Source organism: Oceanotoga sp., assembly GCF_030445905.1.
Taxonomy (GTDB): Bacteria; Thermotogota; Thermotogae; order Petrotogales; family Petrotogaceae; genus Oceanotoga; species Oceanotoga teriensis.
Window position 1 is genome coordinate 1 of record NZ_JASUSU010000028.1, and the last position, 21,099, is coordinate 21,099.

The 21,099-nt window shown below is 26.2% G+C and carries 21 protein-coding genes and 1 tRNA gene; all 22 read left to right on the forward strand.

The genetic code is table 11. The annotated features are described in order from the left end of the window. The first annotated feature begins 189 nt into the window (after positions 1-189). Positions 190-265: transfer RNA gene (locus tag PWP28_RS08850), tRNA-Thr, on the forward strand. Positions 266-305: 40 nt separating this feature from the next. After that, the gene (gene tilS / locus PWP28_RS08855) at positions 306-1,247 is read left to right on the forward strand and encodes a tRNA lysidine(34) synthetase TilS (RefSeq protein ID WP_264149972.1); all 942 of its coding nucleotides are present in this window, start codon (positions 306-308) and stop codon (positions 1,245-1,247) included. 10 nt (positions 1,248-1,257) lie between these two features. Next, a complete protein-coding gene (locus PWP28_RS08860; protein ID WP_109603707.1) occupies positions 1,258-1,683 on the forward strand; it encodes a thioesterase family protein in 426 nt (141 codons plus the stop codon). A 27-nt stretch (positions 1,684-1,710) separates the two neighbouring features. Continuing rightward, positions 1,711-2,439 (forward strand): response regulator transcription factor, encoded by a 729-nt coding sequence (locus PWP28_RS08865; protein ID WP_264149973.1) that lies wholly within the window; start codon positions 1,711-1,713, stop codon positions 2,437-2,439. 69 nt (positions 2,440-2,508) lie between these two features. Then, the gene (locus tag PWP28_RS08870; RefSeq protein ID WP_308644600.1) at positions 2,509-3,798 is read left to right on the forward strand and encodes an ATP-binding protein; all 1,290 of its coding nucleotides are present in this window, start codon (positions 2,509-2,511) and stop codon (positions 3,796-3,798) included. Next, entirely contained in the window at positions 3,785-5,095 is a 1,311-nt protein-coding gene (locus PWP28_RS08875) for a thymidine phosphorylase (protein WP_308644601.1), read from the forward strand. Before PWP28_RS08870 ends, PWP28_RS08875 begins: the two co-directional genes overlap by 14 nt. Before the next feature lie 16 nt (positions 5,096-5,111). Next, positions 5,112-6,749: a phosphodiester glycosidase family protein gene (locus PWP28_RS08880; RefSeq protein WP_264149975.1), complete on the forward strand. Its 1,638-nt coding sequence runs from the start codon at positions 5,112-5,114 to the stop codon at positions 6,747-6,749. 27 nt (positions 6,750-6,776) lie between these two features. Continuing rightward, complete coding sequence (fusA, locus tag PWP28_RS08885) at positions 6,777-8,840, forward strand: elongation factor G (protein WP_308644602.1); 2,064 nt, start codon at positions 6,777-6,779, stop codon at positions 8,838-8,840. A 74-nt stretch (positions 8,841-8,914) separates the two neighbouring features. Then, entirely contained in the window at positions 8,915-9,442 is a 528-nt protein-coding gene (locus PWP28_RS08890; protein WP_308644603.1) for a cob(I)yrinic acid a,c-diamide adenosyltransferase, read from the forward strand. Between the two features lie 33 nt (positions 9,443-9,475). Next, on the forward strand, positions 9,476-10,045 hold the full coding sequence (gene yqeK, locus PWP28_RS08895) for a bis(5'-nucleosyl)-tetraphosphatase (symmetrical) YqeK (RefSeq protein ID WP_264149977.1): 570 nt from the start codon (positions 9,476-9,478) through the stop codon (positions 10,043-10,045). Then, positions 10,046-10,750 carry a hypothetical protein gene (locus PWP28_RS08900; protein ID WP_308644604.1) on the forward strand — a complete coding sequence of 235 codons (705 nt, stop codon included), beginning with the start codon at positions 10,046-10,048 and terminating at the stop codon, positions 10,748-10,750. It begins immediately after the preceding gene. Between the two features lie 5 nt (positions 10,751-10,755). Further along, entirely contained in the window at positions 10,756-11,913 is a 1,158-nt protein-coding gene (locus tag PWP28_RS08905) for an LCP family protein (protein ID WP_158274741.1), read from the forward strand. Beyond that, positions 11,906-12,988 (forward strand): ABC transporter permease, encoded by a 1,083-nt coding sequence (locus tag PWP28_RS08910; protein ID WP_264149979.1) that lies wholly within the window; start codon positions 11,906-11,908, stop codon positions 12,986-12,988. Before PWP28_RS08905 ends, PWP28_RS08910 begins: the two co-directional genes overlap by 8 nt. After that, positions 12,978-13,592, forward strand: coding sequence for an ATP-binding cassette domain-containing protein (locus PWP28_RS08915; RefSeq protein WP_109603696.1), 615 nt, complete (start codon positions 12,978-12,980; stop codon positions 13,590-13,592). The genes PWP28_RS08910 and PWP28_RS08915 overlap by 11 nt, the downstream gene beginning before the upstream one ends. Position 13,593: 1 nt before the next feature. Beyond that, entirely contained in the window at positions 13,594-14,043 is a 450-nt protein-coding gene (gene ndk, locus PWP28_RS08920) for a nucleoside-diphosphate kinase (protein ID WP_109603695.1), read from the forward strand. Positions 14,044-14,053: 10 nt separating this feature from the next. Next, entirely contained in the window at positions 14,054-15,211 is a 1,158-nt protein-coding gene (locus PWP28_RS08925; protein WP_264149981.1) for a class I SAM-dependent rRNA methyltransferase, read from the forward strand. Between the two features lie 13 nt (positions 15,212-15,224). Next, positions 15,225-16,343, forward strand: coding sequence for a glucose-1-phosphate adenylyltransferase subunit GlgD (glgD, locus tag PWP28_RS08930; protein WP_109603693.1), 1,119 nt, complete (start codon positions 15,225-15,227; stop codon positions 16,341-16,343). Between the two features lie 15 nt (positions 16,344-16,358). Continuing rightward, positions 16,359-17,621: a glucose-1-phosphate adenylyltransferase gene (locus PWP28_RS08935; RefSeq protein WP_264149982.1), complete on the forward strand. Its 1,263-nt coding sequence runs from the start codon at positions 16,359-16,361 to the stop codon at positions 17,619-17,621. A gap of 11 nt (positions 17,622-17,632) precedes the next feature. Beyond that, entirely contained in the window at positions 17,633-18,595 is a 963-nt protein-coding gene (locus PWP28_RS08940; RefSeq protein ID WP_109603691.1) for a DUF4899 domain-containing protein, read from the forward strand. Between the two features lie 2 nt (positions 18,596-18,597). Then, positions 18,598-18,876 carry a hypothetical protein gene (locus PWP28_RS08945; protein WP_264149983.1) on the forward strand — a complete coding sequence of 93 codons (279 nt, stop codon included), beginning with the start codon at positions 18,598-18,600 and terminating at the stop codon, positions 18,874-18,876. Between the two features lies 1 nt (position 18,877). After that, positions 18,878-19,768 (forward strand): radical SAM protein, encoded by an 891-nt coding sequence (locus PWP28_RS08950; RefSeq protein ID WP_109603689.1) that lies wholly within the window; start codon positions 18,878-18,880, stop codon positions 19,766-19,768. 2 nt (positions 19,769-19,770) lie between these two features. Beyond that, positions 19,771-21,096, forward strand: a complete 1,326-nt coding sequence (gene rsxC, locus PWP28_RS08955) for an electron transport complex subunit RsxC (protein WP_264149984.1) — start codon at positions 19,771-19,773, stop codon at positions 21,094-21,096. Positions 21,097-21,099 lie beyond the last annotated feature (3 nt).

Sequence of the window (21,099 nt, forward strand, 5' to 3'; positions counted from 1 at the left end):
TTTATTCCTTTTTTTACTTGTTTTTATTTTTGTTGCTTTTCGTTTACTTGTTTTTTATTTCATATCCCTTTTTTATTGCTCTATTTTTCAAGTCACTATACTTTATTATACTATAAAAATATTTAAAATATAAAATTTGACACTTCCAAATTTTATAGTATAATATTAACAGTTGCTGATGTATAAAATGCCGATGTAGCTCAGCTGGCAGAGCGGCTCATTCGTAATGAGTAGGTCGGGGGTTCAAATCCCTTCATCGGCTCCAAAGACGCCCGCAAGGGCGTTTTTCTCTGTGGGGTGTTAATATGTACTTAAATTCATTCGAAAAAAAAATCTTTAATTTCATAAAAACGTATAAAATTTTTAAAAAATGTGATAAAATATTAATAGCAGTTTCGGGTGGTAAAGATTCAATGACACTGCTAAATGTATTGTATAAAATATCAAAAATAAACGATTATAAATTAGGCGTTGCACATTTTAATCACAAAATAAGAAAAGAATCTGAACATGAAGAAAAATTTGTTGAAGAATATGTAAATAAAATTGGATTAGAATATCATTATGGAAATTTTGATATTATAAGATACTCAGAAGATAGTAAAATATCTATTGAACAAGCGGCGAGAGAAAAAAGATACGAATTTTTATTTAATATACAAAAAGAATTCAAATATGACAAAATTGCTACGGCACATCATCTGAATGATGTTACAGAAACGTTAATATATAGATTATTGAGGGGTACTGGTATATATGGTTTATCAGGTTTAATGCCCGTTAATGAAAAATTAACCAGACCTATGTTAACTGTAACTTTGAAAGATGTAGAGGATTATGTTACAATTAATAAGGTTGAACATGTTGTTGACTCAAGTAATTTTTCTCTTGAATATACTAGAAATAAAATAAGACACAAAATAATTCCAGAATTTGATGGAATATTCGATAATTATGAAAATAATATTTTAACTCTTCAAAAAATTTTATGGGAATATAGAAATACTGTAGAAAAAGAATTTAAAAAAAGAGTTAAATATGAAAAAAACGAATATATTTATGAAATAAAAGGTGATATATTTGATTCTGAAATACTTAGATTAATATTTATGAAAAATAAAAATTATCCACCTAATTATGAAGAAACTAAAAAAATTATAAACATGGGAAGTAAAAAACAAAGAAAAATATATAATTTTTTAATATTTAAAAATAAAAGACATCTCCATATTTCCCAACTAAAATAGGAGGGATATTATGCATGAAGTACTTGAAAATATTAAAGATGAATTTATGAAAGAGCATAATTTTGAATTTCAACTAAATAGTGAATTGTACTATTGGACTGAAACTAATTTGAACTTGAAATATCAAGTTTTGAGCACTTCATCTTTGATAGAATATGTGCATAAATGTGGATTTGAAATTATAAAACCTTATTTAACTGAAAAAATGGTATGTGTTGTGTCAAAAACCAATTTTGAACATATATCTATTACACCACAAGGTTTTAAAGTGTATGTTAAATTAAAAGTTTCAAAAATAATTGGAAATACCATACTTTTTGAAGGTGAAGCATTCGATGAAATAAATAAAATAGCACAATTCTCTTTTGAAAGAAAAGTTATAAGCAAAAAAACGCTTGAAAGAAAATCACTGGAAAAGCTAAATAAATTAAACTAAAGTAAACCCAGAAAGGGGGAATTATACATGGCAAAAAAAACTATTATGATAGTTGAAGATGACCCAGCTATTTCCGAAATGTTATCAATAAATCTTTCTAAGGAAGGTTATGATGTATTATCAGCAGGTTCAGCAGATGAAGCATTGAAGATTGTTGAAGAAAAAGATGTAGATTTCTTTATAGTGGATATAATGCTTCCAGGATCAATGGATGGATTTGATTTAATAAGAATTCTCAAAAGTTCAGAGGCACATAAAGCTACACCAGTACTAATTCTTTCAGCAAAAGATGATGCAGCAGATAAAGTTGCAGGTTTAGAACTTGGTAGTGATGATTATGTAACAAAACCATTCAATGTAAGAGAATTGTTGGCTAGAATAAAATCAATATTTAGAAGACAGACAACAGCTTCACAAATGAAAGAAGAAGGACCTAAAAAAATAACTGCTAAAGATTTGATAATCGATACAGAAAGATTAGAAGTATGGGTTAGAGGTGAATTAGTAAGTTTGACTCCATTAGAATTCGATCTTTTAGTGTTCTTAGCTAAAAACGAAGGAAAAGTATTCAATAGAGATGTATTATTGGATAAACTTTGGGGATATGACTATTATGGAGACACAAGAACTGTTGATGTTCACATAAGAAGACTTAGAACAAAAATAGAAGAAGATCCTTCAAATCCAAAATACATAATTACTGTACGCGGAAAAGGATACAAATTTAGAGATCCTGGAAAGGATAAAAATGATTAATTAAATACAAAAGCGACAGAGGATTTCTTCTGTCGCTTTTTTTAAATAATAGAAGAGGTGGAAAATAAAATGATATATTTTTATACTCTAACAATAACTATTTTCATAATAATAACCTCATTATACATATATTCTTTTATAAAAAATAAAAAAAATGAAAAAAAATATAAAAGATTAAAAAATGAAATTTCAAGGATTTTCAATATAAATTTAAATAATCCATCGGATGATTTTGTAATTCATCAGATAGAAACCAATTTAAAAAGTATTAAAAATAAATTTGAATCAGAAAAAAATAGAAGAAGAAATATGTATTCGATATTGGATACTTTAAATGAAGGAGTTATGTTAACCTCTCTATATCAAGGAGATATAATAAAAGTAGACTTTGCAAATAAATCATCAAAAGAAATTTTTACACTTGAAGACTATATAGGAAGATCTCTTGCTGAAATAGTTGATAGTCACAATCTCATAGATTTAATACTTAAAAGTTTTAAAAGAAAAATTAATGTTGAAGAAGAGATATTATTTTATTCTCCTGAAAAAAGATATTATAATTGTAAAATAAAGACTACAGAAATAGATGAAAAATATAGAATAGTTATTTTAACTGATGTAACTAAAGAAAAGAGTTTAGAATCATTGAGAAAAGAGTTTTTAACTATAATGTCTCATGAATTAAGAACGCCACTGGCAGTTATGAATGGTTATCTTGAAACAATACTTATGAATGATAATCTTGAAAAAGATGTAGAAAAAATGATAAAAATAATCGAAGATGAAACTGCAAGATTAACGAGACTTGTGAATGATTTATTAGACATGGGAAGACTTCAAAAAAATATTTCTGATGAAAAAGAATTTAAAATAATAAATCTTTCAGAAGTCACAGGAAAAGCTTATAAATTCTTTAAAATGCTTGCAGATGAAATGGAAATAAATCTAGAAGCTGAAATAGAACCCGATTTGTTTATTATGGGGAATGATGATAGAATATTACAGGTAATATATAATTTGATTGATAATGCTTTTAAATTTACTTCGACAAGAGAAGAAGATAAGAGCATTTGGATTAAGCTTTATAAAGATGCATATGAAAATAAAAATGAAATTGTATTAGAAGTTGAAGATAATGGGATAGGAATACCTTCTAAAGAAATTCAAAAAATATTTGATATGTTTTATAGAGTTGATAAATCAAGAACTAGACAGATAAGCGGTTTTGGACTTGGTTTATATATAGTAAAACTTATATTAGATAATCATGATGCCAGAATTTTTCTTGAAAGTGAAGAGAATAATGGAACTCTTTTTAGAATAAATTTTAAAGGAGGGCAATTTAATGAGACCTTATGATATTATAGTTAAAAAAAGAGATGGTGGAATAAATACAAAAGAAGAAATTAAATATATGATAGAAAAATATGTTGAAGGTAAAATACCAGATTATCAAATTGCAAGTTGGTTAATGGCTATATATTTTAAACATATGACATCTGAAGAAAGATATAACTTAACTATGACAATGCTTGAAAGTGGAGATAAAGTTGATTTATCTGCAATAGAAGGTAAGAAAATTGATAAACATTCTACTGGAGGTGTGGGAGATAAAACCACTATATCTTTAGCACCTATGGTTGCTTCTATAGGATTAAAAGTGTCAAAGTTATCAGGAAGAGGGTTAGGCCATACTGGTGGAACAGTTGATAAACTTGAAGCTATTCCTGGTTTTAAAACTGCATTGAGTGAAGAAGAATTTTTTAAAATAGCAAATGAAAAGGGAGTAGTAGTTGCTGGACAAACTGCAAATATAGCTCCAGCTGACAAAAAAATATATGCTTTAAGAGATACAACTGCTACAGTAAATGAAATTTCTCTGATATCAGCGAGTATAATGAGTAAAAAATTAGGCATTATGTCAGATGGAATAGTTTTAGATGTGAAAACAGGTTCTGGAGCTTTTATGAAAAGTATAGAAGAATCTGTTGAACTTGCAAAAGCTATGGTTGATATAGCTAAGAAGAATGGTAAAAAAGTTACTGCTTTGGTTACTAATATGGATCAACCCCTTGGATATACAGTTGGAAATTCTTTAGAAGTTTTAGAAGCAATACAAACTGTTAAAGGTGAAATAAAAAATGATTTTACAGAATTATGTTTAGAATTATCAGCTCATATGGTAGATCTTTCTGGAATTATGTCATATGAAAAGGCAAAAGAAGAAATACAGAAAAATATATATAATGGTAAGGTTAAAGAAATAATGAAAGAATGGATAAAATCACAAGGAGGAAATCCTAAAGTAGTTGAAAATCCAGAAAAGATATTAAATATTTCAAATTTAACCTATGATTTTATAAGTGATAAAAATGGATATATAACCCATATAGATGCTGAAAGTGTTGGTATATCTTCTATGCTATTAGGTGCAGGAAGAGCAAGCAAGGAAGATATAATAGACACATCAGTTGGAATAAAAATATTTAAAAAATTGGGTGATGAAGTAAAAGTAGGAGAAAAAATAGCCACTCTTTATTATTCAGAAGAAAAAGGATATGAAGAAGCATTCAAAAAATTAAAAGAATCATATATTATAAAAGATGAAAAACCTCATGAAAATAAAACCAAGTTAATATATGAAATAGTTAAATAATCAGGGGGTATAGATTTTGAACTTTATTAAAAAAATTATAGTGTTTTTTTTAATAATAATCTCAATAAATGTATATTCCGAGAAGGCGGTTTTACTTAGCAGTGTAAAACCGCCAACCTATATAAATGCAATTAAAAATCTCGGAGAATACTTTATAGATATAAAAGGTTTAAATGATATGGATATTATAGTTCATGAATATTCAAAAGGCTTTTATATTATACACAATAGAAAAACACTTGAGATAAACAAAGAAGATTATTATTCAAGACTTGATTTACTCGAAAAATTTGACAATAGCGTATTAAAGATAGAAAACAAATACTATTTAAGATATGATGTCCTTGCCAAAATACTATCAAAAAAAACTTATCAAGATTTAGATAGAATATATTTTTATGATTATCTTCCAAAAATACTCAGTTTTAAATCAAATATAAATGAATGGGAAATAATTTTTGATACTTTTATAGATCAAAAAAGTGTAGAGATAACAAAATTAAATGAAGAATATTTAATAACTCTAAAACCTATATCCAATTATTCATATATACCGCATAATATAAATTATACTTATAATGCGGGTACTTTGTATATAAGATTTAAAACTGACTTAAATTTAAATTATGAAATTAGAGAAAAAACATTAAAAATAAATTTAAAGAAAAATGAACCAATAGACCTTATAAAGTATAAAAAAGAAGCTGTTGAAATAAATGATGAAAAAATAACGGTTTACAGTGCAAAATTTGATCCTAAAAAATTAAACATTAAAAATGATTTAAATAATCTTGGAAAATATGTTTCAGCTCAAGAATATTTTAGCGATTCTGAAGCTTTACTATCAATAAATACTGCATATTTTAACCCAACAAATCTTGAACCTGTTGGGGCAATAATTGAAGACGGGGAAGTTCTTCATCTATCTGCTTATTCAAGACCTGTATTTTATATAACAGAATCAGGTAATATGAATATAGATTATATTAATATGGAATATAGAATAAGTATAAATGATGCTTTATTTTGGATAAAATCTGTTAATTCAAATTGGAAAGCAGAAGTAAAAGTTTATACATCTGATTATCATGGGGAAATCATTGAAAATGAAGAAGAATATTTATTTTTTGTTATAGAAAATAATAAAGTTAAACTGATGGGAAAAAAGAATCCAAAAGAAAAAGAAAAACTATTATTAATAAATAAAAAATATGAAAAATATTTAAAAGATATAAAAATAGGGTCTGAGATTTCTATGGAACTTCATACTAATATAGATGAAAATATTAAAACATTGATAGAAGGAGGACCTATTTTAATAAATGAAGATTATTCTAAAGAAAAGCTAATAGAAGAAAGAAGAAGCTATTCTAGCGGAATTATTTCTGGAAAAAGTCCGAGAACTGTACTTGCAATTGACAAAGAAAATATGGTAACATTATTAGTGATAGAAGGTTACGAAGATAAAAATAAAGGGTTAAATTATGATGGGTTGAAAATTTTATTAAATAAAATTGGGGAATATAAAAAAGCTATCATGTTTGACGGGGGTGGCTCCTCTCTGATGTACTATAAAAATTCTATAGTAAACTATGGAAGTGAAAGATTGAGAGATTATATACCAGTCTTTCTAAGTGTTTATACTAAAGAATAAAAATAAAAAGTTGGAGGTGGGGAACTTATGGGGAATCTATCTTCTTCCCAGAAAAGAATAATAGGGGTATTTGGACATCATCTTTGTGGTAAAACTACTATAATGGATGCACTTTTAAAAGAATATTATGGTGTTGATAGAATTGGACAAAGATATTTAGACAAAGATGAAATTGAAAAACAGAAAAAATCTACATTTACAAATCATATTATAACTATAAATTATCAAGATATAAGAACTTTTTTTATAGACACACCAGGATCGGCAGATTTTTTAGGGGATATAAATACAGCAATAAATGCAGTAGATAATGTATTACTTGTAATTAATGCGGCATCAGGAATAGAAGTTACTACAGAAAGAGTTTATAAAGTAGCAAAAGAGATGAACAAACCTGTTATTTTCTTTGTTAATGGACTAGACAAAGAAGGAGTAAAATATGGAAAAGTTATAGAAGAATTGAAAGAAAAATTTGAAGATGGAGCAAAATTAGTACCTTTTCAAATTCCAATAGGTGAAGGAGAAAATTTCAAAGGACTTGTAAATTTATTAACAAAGAAATCTTATATATATGAAAAAGACTTTTCTGGAAAAGCAAAAGAAATAGATGGAATAGAAGAAGAAGCAAAAGAATATTTTGAAAAATATCATTCAGAATTGATAGAAGATATAGTTGAAACAAATGAAAGTCTTATGGAAAAATATTTTGAAGGTGGAGAAGAATCTATAAGTGCGGAAGAACTTCTTCAATCTCTACATAATTCATTAGAAAGTGACCAAATAATACCTGTATTAGGTGGTTCTGCATTACAGAATATAGGTGTAGATAGAATATTAAATGCTGTAAAAAAATTCGGTATGGCTTCTAATGAAAGGACTTTTGAATTTGAAGATGGAGAAGCAATAAAACCTGTTGAAGATGCTGAAATGATAGGAATGGTAATAAAAAATGATGTAGATCCTTTTGTAGGAAGAATATCATATATAAGAATATTGAGTGGAAAGATGAAATCAGTTTCAAATTTATATGTTGTAGATGAAGAAAAAATAGAAAAAACAGCACATATATATTTACCAGGATTAGAAAAAAATGAAGAAATTGAAGAAGCATCTGCAGGAGATATAATATTAATTCCTAAATTAAAAAGCTGTAAAATAGGTTATACATTGAGAGAAAAAAATGAAGATAAAAAAGTTATGATACCAGAATATCCAGAACCAATGATAAGTAAGTCTATAAATCCAAAATCAAAAAATGAAATAGATAAAATAACCTCATCACTTCAAAAACTTTCGGAATCTGATAAAACATTTACTTGGGAATATGATGCAGAAACTGGAGAAACCATAGTAAATGGAATAGGTGAAGTACATCTTGAAGTTATGTTAGAAAAATTAAAAAAGAATTTTGGCGTTGATTTTGAAGTTGGCAAACCCAAAATAGCTTATAGAGAAACGGTAAAAAAACCTATGAAAGCTGAATATAAACATAAAAAACAGACTGGTGGTCATGGGCAATATGGACATGTTAAACTTGAAATAGAACCTTTAGAAAGAGGGACAGGGTATGAATTTGTAGACAAAATAGTCGGTGGAGTTATTCCAAAAAACTTCATACCATCTGTAGATAAAGGAATAAAAGAAGCCTTAAAAAATGGAGTTTTAGCAGGGTTTCCAGTTGTTGATGTTAAAGTTACATTATATGATGGTTCCTATCATGCTGTTGACTCATCTGATATAGCCTTTCAAATAGCGGCTAGAAGTGCTTTTAAGGAAGCAGTTAAGAATGCATCACCAGTATTACTCGAACCTATAATGTCTGTGGAAGTTTTTGTACCTAACGAGTATACAGGAGATGTAATGGGAGAGGTTACTGCTAAAAGAGGAAGGCCGATGGGTATGGAAGCTGTAGGTAAAGGAACTGATAAAATAAATGCTGAAATACCATTAGCTGAAATGATGGATTTTTCACCACGATTAAACTCTTTAAGTTCAGGAAAAGGGTATTTTAATATGAAATTCTCTCACTATATGGAAATTAGTCCTGATATACAGAATAAAATAGTTGAAGAATTCAAAGTTGAAGAATAAATTAAAAAAAAATTAAAGGGAGGGCCTATATAAAACCCTCCCTTTTTTGATATAATTACTTTGGAGGTGAAAAAATGTCTATTTCTACAAAAAAAGGAGATAAAGGTCAAACAAGCCTTTGGAGTGGAGAAAGAGTTTGGAAAGATGATATAAGAGTAGAGTCTTATGGAACTATAGACGAACTGAATTCTCATATTGGAGAATCAAAACATTATGTCATATCACATGAAATAAAAGAAATACTTATAGATATACAAAACGATTTGTTTCGGGTTGCTGGACAATTGGCATCCAAAGATAAACTTTATGTAAAACCAATAGAAGAAAGTGATGTTGAAAAAATAACTCAATATGTATATAAATATGAAACAAGATTAAATTTAAAAGGATTTGTAATACCTGGCAATACTATTCAATCATCAAAATTAGATGTTTGTAGAACAATTGCAAGAAGAGCTGAAAGAAGAATAATTTCTCTTTCTAAAGTATCGCAAGTTCCCGAACAGTTGAACAAATATGTTAACAGACTTTCTGATTTATTATTTATTATTGCAAGATTTGAAGAACATTTAGAAGATAAATTAGAATATAAGAAATGGTAATATATGTAAAGTGAATTTGGCGGTGTTTAAATAATGAATGAAATAGATTTTATAAAAAAAGAAATAGAAGAAAATTTAAGTGAAAGAAGATTAAAACACGTTTATTCTGTGAAAGACTATATAGAAAAACTTTCAAAAATATTTTCTTTAGATTCAAAAAAATGTGAAATAGCAGCTTTAGGCCATGATATTTTCAGAGAAAAAAATTCTAATACACTTATGGAGCAAGCAAAAAAATATAAATTAAATTTAAAAATGTATGAAATAAACTATCCATTGTTATTACATGGTAAGATAGCAGCTCTATATTTAAAAGAAAAATATGAATTAGACGAAGAAATATATCAGGCAATATATTATCATACTTCTGGATGTATCAATTCCAATGATATAACAAAAGCTTTGGTGATTTCTGATTCAGCTGAACAAACAAGGGATTATAAAGGAGTTGAGGAATTAAGAAAAATATCTGAAAAATCTTTAGATGAAGCATACAATTATGTAATGAAAGGAAAAATAACTTATGCATTAAAAAATAGGTTATTGATATTAGACGAAACTATAGAATATTGGAATAAACATGTCCTGGAGGTGCAGATTTAAATGGCAAATATATATTTAGGAAGTAAAAAGAAAAAATCAAAAGGAAAATTATGGTTGTTAATTATCATATTAATACTTATAGCAATTATAGTTTTTTTTGGATACAAATATTTCAAAATGAATAATTCAGAACCATTAAAAGCATCTAAAAATACTTATGCAATATCATATGAAGATGATTTATATTTTATAAGAGTTATAAATGATAATAAAAGAATTCAAATAACTAAAATACCTAATAATAGTACTTTTCCAGATACAAATAAAAATATAAACAATAAAAGTTTAATAATAGCTACAGATGAATTTTTAAATCAATTTAATTTAAAATCAGATTTTAAATATTATATAAATTTAAATATAGATCTAATAAAAGAATTTACAGAATTATTGAATAAACCTTCAGAAGATATTGATGGATTTATAACAGCTTTAAAATTTAGCAATATAAATCCTATTCAATCATTATTCATAGGAAAATATAGAGATGTTATAAGAAAATATGACAGAGAAACTAATCTAACAGATGAATCTGTGTATGCTTTGATAAGCGCGTTTAATAATTATTCTATAACTGACTATGATAAGTTAACTTTAAAAACGATATTCAACAAACCTATGATTGTTAATGTAGGCGATCAAACTTATAAAAGAAACTATATAGATCAAAAAGTATATGACTTAATAAAAACAATATTGGAGTGATACTTTTGACTAGAAAAATTGCAGGGATAGCAACACTTTCCCTGCTAATTATATTAATAATATCAATAATATTTTCTTTGTACACAAACTTTTCAATAAAAACAACTTTGAAATATCCTCTATATTTTTTAGCTATAGGGGTTGATTCAGAAGAAAGTGGAGTATCAAGAACAGATACTTTAATACTTGTTAGTATAGATGAAAAAGGTAAAACGCTTTTAACACCTATTCCAAGGGATTTAATAATAAAAATAAACAATGAAGAAAGAAAAATAAATTCTGTTTATGAACACTTTGGAATAGAAAGACTATTTGATGAAATAGAGAATATTTCTGGTATTAGACCACAAAAATATGTAATATTTAATTATTCTATTTTTAAAGAAATAGGAGATATAATTTCTCCCGTAAAAATATTTGTAGAAAAAGACATGTTTTATCAAGATTATCATCAAAATTTGAATATAAATTTTAAAAGAGGATATAATAATTTAAATGGTAGCGAATTATTATCTTATGTAAGATTTAGACATGATGAATATGGAGATATAGGAAGAATAGAAAGACAAAAACAAGCTTTATTTGCTATGTTGAAAACTGCACAAGAAAGAGGTTTTTTTACTCTTTTAGAATTAGTGAAAACAGTCAATGAAAAAACAACAAATACATTTGAAATATATGAAATGTTAAATCTTTATGGCAAATTAAAAAGTTCAAATTTAACATTTATGCAATTACCTATAAAACTTGAAGGTAATTATGTTCTTATAGATGAACATAATATAGATGAATTTAAATATAAAATATCTAAGTTTAAAGATCCAGAAGAAAATGAAAAACAATTATGGTTATTATTTACAAAAAATTATGAAAATAATGCATACAGTTTTTATACTTATATATTCAACAATTGGAAAGAAAAAGGATATCAAATAAAAATATTAGATAAGAAAATAGATTTTCAAATAGAAAATAAAGTATCTTATATATTTTCTAAAAACAATCAAAAAATAGAAAAAATAAAAGAAGATCTCGAAAAACATTATGAAAAAGAATTTAAAATAATAAATAATGATGAATATTATTTAGAATTAATAAAATTTTTCTCAGATAATTTAATAGATACTACACCTTATGATGCATTGGTGATAATGAATGAATAAAAAAGAAAGAAAACTATTATTTATAATAATAAAAGGATTCTTAAAAAAATCAAAAAAAGATTATAGATTTACACTCTACTCAATTGCTATATCTGTTTGGGGATTAATAATAATAACCTCTATAATAAATGGATTTGATCAAACTCTAATTAAATCTATAACAGATTTTTACCCACATATAATAACAAATTATTATGAAGCAAAAGAATTTCAAGAAATAGAAGAAAAGATAAATTTTGATATAACTCCAGCTTTTATTATGAATAATGGAAAAATAATCAATATAAATATTTTAGAAACAGATAATTTAACACCTATAAATAAACTTTTAAACACAAATGAATCTGGTAACAATATAATAGGAAATACATTGATGAATAATTTGAACTTAAAAGAAAATAAATTGAAAATATATCAGATAAAAGGGATAATACCAATATACAAAGAAATAACAATAGATGGAGTTTTTAAATCTGGGGTATCTTTGTTTGATTCTAATTATATAATTCAAAAAAATGAAGACATAAAAAAATATACAGGGTATTATATAAAAGAACCAAAAAAAGCCTTAAAAATAAAAGAAAAATATTTTGAAAATACAAATGCTATGACTTGGCAAGAATCCAACGAATCTTTGATGAAAACAGTTCAAGTAGATAGTTATTTAGCATTTATAATAACTTTTTTTATATTTTTAATGACAGGGTTTACAACCAGCAATTCAATAACTTATAGTATACTAAATAAAAAAAAAGAAATAGGTATATTTAATTCTTTAGGTATGAAGAAAAAAAATATAAAAAAAATATTTTTATATCAATCCCAAATAATAGCTTTATTTGGATATTTAATAGGAATGATATTTGGTTTAATAACTGTAATAGTCTTAAATTTTATAAAAATACCATTGCCCATAAGCATATTTTATTTAGAATATTTACCAATAAATATAAATATAAAAATACTAATTATTGCCTTTATAATAAATGTTATTATTACATATATTTTTTCATTTATATCATCAAAAATAATATTAAAAATAGATACGATAGAGGCGATAAGAAATGATGACTGAAACTATATTAAAAGTAAAAAATTTAAATTTTGCCTATAAAAAAAATATAATTTTAAAAAATATAAATGTACATTTCCAAGAAAACCAATTATATTCTATATATGGACCATCTGGAAGTGGAAAATCAACTTTATTATATTTACTTGGAGGATTAATAAAGGATAAAAATAAAAATATAATAAAAAAAGATAATTTAAAAGTAGGCTTTTTATTTCAAACACATAATTTGATAAAAGAATTAAGTATATATGAAAACATAAAAATATCGCAACTTATAAAAAATGAAGATGATGATGAAAAAATATATGAATTATTAAAAGAAATGGGGATATATCATATAAAAAATAATTATCCAGATCAAATATCTGGTGGAGAAGCTCAAAGGGTTTCATTTATAAGAACACTTATAGCGGATACAAAAATAATATTATGTGATGAACCAACAGCATCATTAGATACCAAAAATAAAGAAATAATATATAACATAATAAGCCAGTATAAAAAAAATAAATTAATAATAATAGCGACGCATGATGAAAATGTAAAAAAATATTCCGATAAAACTTTCAATTTGATAGATGGTAATCTCGAAGAGGGGGGATAAAATGGAATATGAAAGAGAATTTGTTATGATCAAACCAAATTCTGTAAGACGAGGAATAATAGGTGAAATAATAACAAGATTGGAAAAAAGAGAGTTAAAAATAACAGCTTTAAAACTAAAAAATATAACAGAAAATGAAGCCGAAGAACTTTACAAAGAACATGAAGGAAAAGCTTTTTATGAAGAATTAATAGATTTCATAAAATCCGGTCCAGTAATTCTAATGATAGTTGAAGGTCCAAGAGCAATAGATATGGTAAGACATATAATTGGAGTTGCAGATCCTTTGAAATCTTCTCCAGGAAGTATAAGAGGAGAATATGGATTAACTGTTGGGAAAAATATAGTTCACGCTTCTGATTCTCCTGTGAGTGCAGAAAGAGAACTCAAAATATTTTTTAATGAAGAAGAAATAATAGAATATAAATTAAACACACAAAAAGATCTTTAAGGAGAAAAAAATGCTTTTAATATTTTTAAAAAACAAAAAAGACAGAAAAATAAAAAATAATTATCCATGGATATTTGAAGATGAAATAAAGAATATAGAAGGAGACAGAAAAGAAGGAGAAATATGTAATGTATTCTCTTCAGACTCTCAATTTCTTGGCAAAGGAATATACTCTAAAGGAAATATATCTGTAAAAATGTTAAGTATAAAAGATCAAGAAATAGATGAAAGTTTTTTTGAAAGTAAAATATTAACAGCTTATAAAAAAAGAGAAAGTTTGAAAACTGACAGTTATCGTCTTATACATGCAGAAGCTGATGGACTGCCGGGAGTATTAATAGACAAGTATAAAGAGTTTTTAGTTATTCAAATAAGAAATAAAGGGATGGAATTATACAAAAATTATATAACTAATGCACTCATAAAAATATTAAAACCTAAAGGAATATATGAAAGAAGTGATTTTGAAACAACTGTAAATGAAGATATAAAAAGAAATGTTGGAACTATATATGGAGAAACACCTCCAGATGAAATAATAATACAAGAACACAAAATAAATTATTATGTAGATATAAAAAAAGGACAAAAAACAGGATTTTTCTTTGATCAAAGAGATTCAAGAAAATTTTTACAAACACTCACTAAAAATGGAGATAGAGTATTGGATGCATATACATATACTGGCGGTTTTGCATTTAATGCTGCTGTTTCTGGAGCTGAAGAAGTCATAGCTATAGATAAAGATGAACATTCATATCAAACTGGAATAAAAAATGCTGAATTAAATAAAATAAAAAATGTTAAATTTATTAATACAGATTTTTTGAAATATATTGAAAATTATGAAGGAGAAAAATTTGATATTATAATATTAGATCCACCTTCTTTAATAAAGAAAAAATCTGAAAGACAAAAAGGAATAGGAATATTCAAAAAAATAATAGAACAATCGGCACCACATTTAAAAGAAAATGGAATAATGGGTGTATGTAGTTGTGCATATCAAGCAGATATAGATTTTTTAATAGAAGCTACTCGAAAAGCTTATGAACCTTTACAAAAAACCATACAGGTATTGGGTATGACATATCAATCATTAGACCACCCTTGGATAATACAAATACCTGAAAGCTTATATTTGAAATGTTTATGGTTTAGAATATAAATGAGGTGAAATAATGAAAGTATTAGGTTTAATATTATCAGGCTCAAGTGGAAATAAATTAGAAAAATTAACTAAAAAAAGGACATCTGCAGCTGTTCCTGTATTTGGAAAGTATAGAGCAATAGATTTTACTTTAAGTAATATGGTTAATTCAGGAATAAATAAAGTTGGAGTATTAACTCAATACAATCCAAGATCATTGATGGATCATTTAGGAAGTGGAAAAGAATGGAATCTCGATAGAAAAAGGGGAGGTATGTTTATACTTCAACCATTTTTATCAAGTTTCAATGATAGCATGTTTTATGAAGGCACCGCAGATGCAATATTTCAAAATATGACATTATTAAAAAGAGCTGAAGAAGACTTTGTTTTAATAGGATCTGGAGATCATATATATAATATAGATTTTAAAAAATTATACAAATTTCACATAAGAAATGGTGCAGATATAACCTTAATAACAAAAGAACATAAAGAAAGTTATGATATAGCTGAATATGGTCAAATAAAAGTGAATAAAGAAAATAAAATAATTGATATAAAAGAAAAAATAGATGAAAAAATATCCGATAAAATATTTACAGGAGTTTATTTTATAAACAAAGCTTTATTGATGGAATTACTTTACTCATCGCCTAAAGATAAAAGAAATGATCTTCTGATGGATATAATAGTTCCAAATTTAAAAAGATTAAGAGTATACTCATATAATTTTGAAGGATATTGGAGAAATATAAAAAAATCAGTAAAAGAATATTATGATACTAATATGGATATACTAAATTATGAAGTGAGAAAAGAATTGTTTTATTCTGGAAGAAAAATATATACAAAATTAAAAGATTTTGCTCCTCCAAAAATAAATATAAATGCAGAAGTATCAAATTCATTTATAGCGGATGGATGTATAATAAATGGAATAGTAAAAAATTCAATACTTTCAAGAGGTGTAATAGTAAAAGCTGGTGCTGTCATAGAAAATTCTATAGTATTACAAGATACAATTATAGAAGAAGGAAGTCATATAAAAGATATAATAATAGATAAAGATGTAAAAATAAGAGAAGGTAAAACGATTGAAAGTATAAAATCAAATATTAATATAATAGAAAAAGGAACTGTTATATAAAGTGGGAGGGATTCTATGAAAGTTCTCGCATTAATACTTGCAGGTGGACAAGGAACAAGATTGGGAGTTATAACTAATAATCTTGCAAAACCAGCTGTTCCATTTGGTGGAAAATACAGAATTATAGATTTTGCAATAAGTAATTGTGTTAATTCTGGCATAAACACTGTAGGTGTTGTAACTCAATACATGCCTCATCAACTCGTAGATCATCTTGGAATAGGAAAACCATGGGACTTAGATATAAAAGATGGAGGTCTTTATGTACTGCCACCATATTTAAGTAGATCTGATACTTCATGGTATGAAGGAACAGCAGATGCTGTATATCAAAATATAGAATTTATAGACAAATATAAACCTGATTTTGTTATAATATTATCTGGTGACCATGTATATAGAATGGATTATAATGATATAATTGATTATCATATAGAAAAATCTGCAGATTGTACTATTGCTTGTATGGAAGTACCTGTGTCAGAAGCTAATAGATTTGGGATAATGGTTACAGACCCATTTAATAAAATAAGAGAATTTCAAGAAAAACCCAAAGAACCAAAAGGAACATTAGCTTCTTTGGGAATATATGTATTTTCTTGGGACTTTTTGAAAAAATCTTTGATGAAAGATGCATCATCAACAGAATCTGACCATGATTTTGGAAAAAATATAATACCGTCGATATTAAAAAACAATTCAAATTTATATGCGTATAATTTTGAAGGATATTGGAGAGATGTGGGAACTATAAGTTCATATCTTGACTGTAATTTAGAAATATTGGGACCATTACCCCCTTTAGACCTTCATGATAAAAATTGGAAAGTATATACTCAATCCGAAGAATTACCGCCAGCTTTTATTTCTGATAAAGCTAATGTTATAAAAAGCTTTGTAAGTGAAGGTGCAGAAATTTATGGAGAAGTTGAAAATTCTGTCATATTTCAAGGTGTAATAGTAGAAAAAGGTGCAAAAATAAAAGATTCGGTAATAATGAATAGGGTAAAAGTAGGTAAAGAAACCATAATAAACAAATCAATAATTGCCAGTAGTACTGTTGTTGGTGATAAATGTGAAATAGGATTAAAAGAATATAAAGTATCAAAAATAAATAAAGAAATATATAATAGTGATATAACTTTAATAGGATTTAATACAAATATACCAGATAAAACAATAATAGGAAAAAATTGTGTAATAGATAATTTTGTTGATTTAAAAGAATTAAATATTAAAAACTTAAATTCTGGAGAAGGAATTATTAACGAATTTTAGGGGGTTTACTGATGGATTTTTATGCTATTAAATTTTTTGCTACATCAGCATTAACAGGTGAAACTTTTATAGGATATATTTTTGGTAAAAAGAGACAAGAACCAGAATTTAATATTGCTACTCTTTCTAAAAGAAAATTAAAAGAATATGAAATTCCTGATACAACTCAGGAATATGTCAAATTTAAATCTGATATAGATATATTAACTTATCAGATAACAAGAGATAAAAATTTAGCTCCAATAAACAAACAATTCAACGCATATTTTTATACAACACTAAAAAAATACGGTTTAGAAATAATATCTACCAAATTCTTTCTTGGTGTCCAAGATGCCGACCCATTCGTAATAAAGGCTATAATACAAGATATACTATTTGATTGGGGAGGAGAAACAGAAGTAAAATTAGTCGCACAGAGTTATAATTATGAAGATCTAACGTGGCTTCAAGCAGCAAAAAAAGAAGGAAGTTCAGGAGTATATGAATATTTAAATAGAGCAGATGTTTTAACTGCTCAAGAAATATTTCCTGTTATAGATCCTTTGGATGGATTTCCTGTGATAAGACTGGATGTTGGTGATCCATTATTGGCAATAGAAATAGATGAAAAAAATGAAACAAGAGAAACAATACCTGGAAACCTTATATCAAAAGAATTAATACCAGGAACGAACTACATATTTTTGAAAATAGATCTTGAAAACGGAAAAATTGGAAAAACTGTAATACAAAAAAATTTAAAAATAACTATAGATAAAGCTAAACTTGAAAATGCGAGACAAAAAAGAGAATCAATGATGAATGATGAAGACAAAAATAAAGTAATAGGAGATGTAGCAAAAGATTTTAAAAATAATAGAGAAGATATGCCGAGTAAATTATCATCTTTTGATGCCATCCTAATAGTGAGTTTCTCAATAATAGGAATACTCACAATAATATTGATAGGGATTTGGCTCGGAGCATTCTAAAGTTGAAATTAATATTAAATCTCATAATATTAATATGTGTTGGAATATTATCAATATTAACTATAAAATATAACAATGAAATAAGTAAAATAAATGCTAGAAAAGAATTAGAAATAAAAAAAGCACTTAAATTAATAGAAGAAATAGAAGGAATCCAAAATTTAGATTTGGATTCCTTTTTGAGTAAATATGAAGTAAAAGATAAAATAGTCACAAGCGAAGCTACACTTTATATATTTGAATATAAAGGATATGAATTAATTTATGAGGAGGAACATTAAATTGAAATTATCATATGCAACAGCCGTTAAAATGGGAATCAAAAATGGAAGATTTGAATTTAAAATGCCTACCGCATATATAATGATAGGAGAAAAATGTGTATATAATTGTTATTTTTGTTCTCAAGCAAGAGAATCTTATACAGATACAGACTATTTATCAAGGGTTAAATGGCCTTCTATAGATTTAGAAAAATTCGAAGAAAAATTTGATGAAAAAATATTTAGAAGAATATGTATACAAGTAGTTTCATCTTTAAACTATGAAAGAGAATTAATACCATTGTTAGAATATTTAAAAAATAAGAAAGTTGATGTATCTGTTTCAATAAGACCAAAAAATTTAGAAGAAATAAAAATGTTATTTGAAAAATATAAAATAGATAGAATAGGTATATCAGTTGATGTTGCAAATGAAAAATTATTTAAAAAAATTAGAGGTACAGAATATTCTAAATATAGGGATTTAATGATAAGAGCATCTAAAGATTTTTTACATAAAGTTACCACTCATGTAATCGTTGGATTAGGTGAAACTGATGAAGATATAGTAAAATTTATGTTGGATATGAAATCACAAAGTATACTTGTAAGTTTATTTGCATTTACACCTGTAAAAGGTACAAAATTAGAGGCATATGAAAAGCCAACAATTGAAAGATATAGAAAAATACAAAATTCAAGAGAAATAATAAACAAATATGATATACAATTAAAAGATTTTAAGTTTGATAATCAAGGAAATTTAATAGAGCTTCCAAAAAAAGATATAGATTTAGAAGAAGCTAAAAAGACTTCAGGGTGTCCATGGTGTACGAGACCTTATTACAATGAAACACCTGGGAAAGTACAATATAATATTCCTAAAGTCAGAAAAAACAAGGAGGTTTAAAAATGGGCTTTCTTACATTCAGAGGTGGAGTACATCCATCTGAAAAGAAAGAAATGTCTCAAGATCAGGAAATAAAAGTTTTAAAATTACCTGATACTGTGTACATGTATACTTCTAATCATTTAGGAGCTCCCGCAAAACCAATAGTGGAGGTAGGTGAAAAAGTAAAAACGGGACAAAAAATAGCGGAAGCGAGTGGTTTTATATCTGCAAATTTACATTCTCCATTAACTGGGGAAATAGTATCGATTGAAAAAATGGTAAATGCAGCCTCGGGAAGAAAAGATGATGTAATAGTTATAAAAAAAACATCAGAAGATGATTGGCAACTATTACCTCACAATGATGATTTTACTAAATTTACAAGTGAAGAAATAATAAACAATATAAAAGAGGCTGGAATTGTAGGACTTGGAGGAGCGATGTTCCCAAGCCATGTAAAACTTATGATACCAAAGGGGAAAAAAGCAGAAACTCTCATAATAAATGCAGCAGAATGTGAACCATACATAACGATTGATGAGAGAATGATGTTGGAAAAAACAGATGAAATAATAAAAGGTATTGAAATACTTTTATATGCATCTGGAATAGAAAAAGCTTATATAGGGATAGAAGAAAACAAACCAAAAGCAATAAAAACTATGATAGAAAAAACAAATGGTAAAAATATAGAAATAAAAACATTAAAAACAAAATATCCACAAGGGGCAGAAAAACAATTAATAAATGCAATAACCTCTAAAGAAGTTCCTTCTGGAGGATTACCAATAGATATTGGAGTTATAGTTTTTAATGTTTCAACGACTTATGCCATTTATGATGCAATAATAAACGGAAAACCTTTAGTAGAAAGAGGTGCTTCTTTAACAGGAGAAGGAGTAAAAAAACCAGGAAATTTTTTGTATAGAATAGGAACAAAAGTAAATGAATTACTTGAAAATGTTGGATTAATTGATGAAGAAAACATAGATAGAATTTTATATGGTGGGCCTATGATGGGAATACCATTACCAAATATAGAGTTACCTACATTTAAAGGAAATAATGCAATAACAGTATTAACAAAAGATATCTTGCCAAAAAGAGAAGATTTTCCATGTATAAGATGTTCTTCATGTGTTAGTGTGTGTCCAATAGGATTACAACCATATTTATTAAAAAAATATTCTGACACAAGAAACTATGATACAGCTTTAGAAAATGGGTTAATGGACTGTATTGAATGTGGAAGTTGTTCATTCATATGTCCTTCTAATATAGAACTTGCAAAATCATTCAAAACAGCAAAAAAAGTTGTAAGAGCAATGAAACAGAGGAGGGGTTGAGAT